This is a genomic window from Paenisporosarcina sp. P4_D4 (assembly GCF_056401835.1).
Genome location: NZ_JBFUIO010000244.1, coordinates 1 through 1950, shown reverse-complemented (window position 1 = coordinate 1950; position 1950 = coordinate 1). Strand labels below are relative to the sequence as shown.

Below are 1950 nucleotides of genomic sequence, written 5' to 3'. Positions count from 1 at the left end.
TTTTGGATAAACCATCATTATATGTCTCTGTGATTCTATACTTATAGATACCCTTGTCGCTTGTTTTAAATTTTTCTTTCATAGTTATTCCTAATGTGGTATAGCCCAAAACTGAAACAGGTGCTGCAACCGCTACATCGTTCATCGACTTGATTTTTTCGTATTGATCGTAGCTGATGCCTCCATTAATTCCATTTAAGTGGTTAGGTTCCATCAGGTTATCTTCATTGAAAATGGAACCTGATGGGGTGATAACAAGATCATAGGCGCTTTCCCACTTCTTTTGCAGTTGATTATTAACCGTTCCTCTTGTTGTTTCCGTTAAACTGAACAGATAAATGAGCACACTGCTAATTAACATCACGCCAATCACAGAAAGAATAAGTCGATCTTTATTGCGAACCAGCTGCTTCATCATAAAAGGTATCATACAGGTTGCCTCTGACTAACGGATATAATTTCTCCGTCTCGCATCTCCACTTTCGTATTTGCTCGATCAGCTAGAGTAGAATCATGTGTAACCAAAATCAACCCACATTGTTTACTTTGATTTAAGGACACCAATAGTTGGTAAACCGTTTCCCCGGTATCTGTATCTAGATTCCCTGTCGGTTCATCTGCCAATAGCCATTTAGGTTTATGAACTAACGCCCTAGCTATGGCAACTCTTTGTTGCTGTCCACCTGATAGTTGTGAAGGGAGAGAGTTCATTTTGTCTGTAAGTCCAACTTGTTCCAAAACTTGTGTCGCTCGCTCTTTTTTATTGTAACTAACCTTTCTACCAAAAAGAGGCGACAATACATTCTCTAATGCCGTCATGGTTGGAATCAAATGAAACTGTTGAAATATGAAACCAATGTTTTCAAAGCGAAAATCTGCCAATTCTTTATTGTTCATTTTGTGAACAGGCTGTTCTCCATAAAGAATTTCTCCACCAGAAGGTATATCAAGTGTTCCAATAATGCTTAATAAAGTCGACTTCCCCGAACCTGATGGCCCAATAATTGAAATAAAGTCGCTTTCCTTGAGTGTTAAATTTAATTCTTTTAATGCATAGGTTTCTATGCCATCGCCTTTAAAAACTTTTGTCATTGATCGACATTCAATTGTGTTATTCAAATGAAGCCTCCTTATTAATTTGGTCTGTTTGCTGGGAAATTTGTAACAAGATAATTCCTTGTAATTTCAAATAAAATCCCTTTGTAGAAAAAAATGTTATTTCTATTTATTCTAAATATAACAAATATACATTGATAATAGAATCCTTTTTGCTAATAAACAGAGTAACCTAGAGAAAAAGTTTAGAAGAATTTCATCGTATATTTGATAAATGTCTTTGTTCTACGCGTGAATTGTTTTAGTTGAAGGAGAACCACTAAAATAACCAATCTTTTTTATAAAGACTACAAAATCATTGGGGTCTTCTCATTTTAGTGAAGGCGTTGGGGGAATTAAGTTGAGTTAAATGAATATGGTAAAATTCTCTCTACTCTCGCATATAGTATTAAAAAATGGGGGTGATTGTTTGGACGAGAAGAAGAGAAAAGATAGTTGGACGGTAGAAGATGATAAAGTACTGGCAGACAGAGTCTTAACCTTTGTGCGTGAAGGGAAAACACAACTACAAGCTTTTGTAGAAGCCGCAACAATCCTTGGCCGCACAAGGCAGGCATGTGGGTTCCGGTGGAATAAAACATTGCGAAAACAATACAATATACAAAAACTGAACCGAATTAAACCCAATGAAGTTCACAGTCATATACAACAAGCCATTACATCATATGATGAGTTGGCAAAAGCATATGAAAAACTGAAACTAGATTATGAACAGTTACAGTCCGACCACCAAAAGRTAAAGGCCTGGCTTACAGATGGAAAAGAGTTATTACGAATAGAATAGGATGACGAAAAGAGCATTCAAAACCGTTGCTCTTTTTTTATGTCTTGAAC

At 36.1% G+C, this 1950-nt stretch carries 2 protein-coding genes and 1 pseudogene; 1 reads left to right on the top strand and 2 read right to left on the bottom strand.

Annotation, left to right across the window (positions count from 1 at the left end):
• Positions 1 to 430 (bottom strand): annotated as a pseudogene (locus AC1DSL_RS17650) (hypothetical protein); the annotation flags it as partial.
• Complete coding sequence (locus AC1DSL_RS17645; RefSeq protein WP_477533230.1) at positions 427 to 1119, bottom strand: ABC transporter ATP-binding protein; 693 nt, start codon at positions 1117 to 1119, stop codon at positions 427 to 429. The pseudogene AC1DSL_RS17650 and the gene AC1DSL_RS17645, both read right to left, overlap by 4 nt.
• A gap of 406 nt (positions 1120 to 1525) precedes the next feature.
• On the opposite strand from AC1DSL_RS17645, the gene AC1DSL_RS17640 reads away from it, so the two are divergent.
• Positions 1526 to 1900: a transcriptional regulator gene (locus tag AC1DSL_RS17640; RefSeq protein ID WP_477533229.1), complete on the top strand. Its 375-nt coding sequence runs from the start codon at positions 1526 to 1528 to the stop codon at positions 1898 to 1900.
• Positions 1901 to 1950 lie beyond the last annotated feature (50 nt).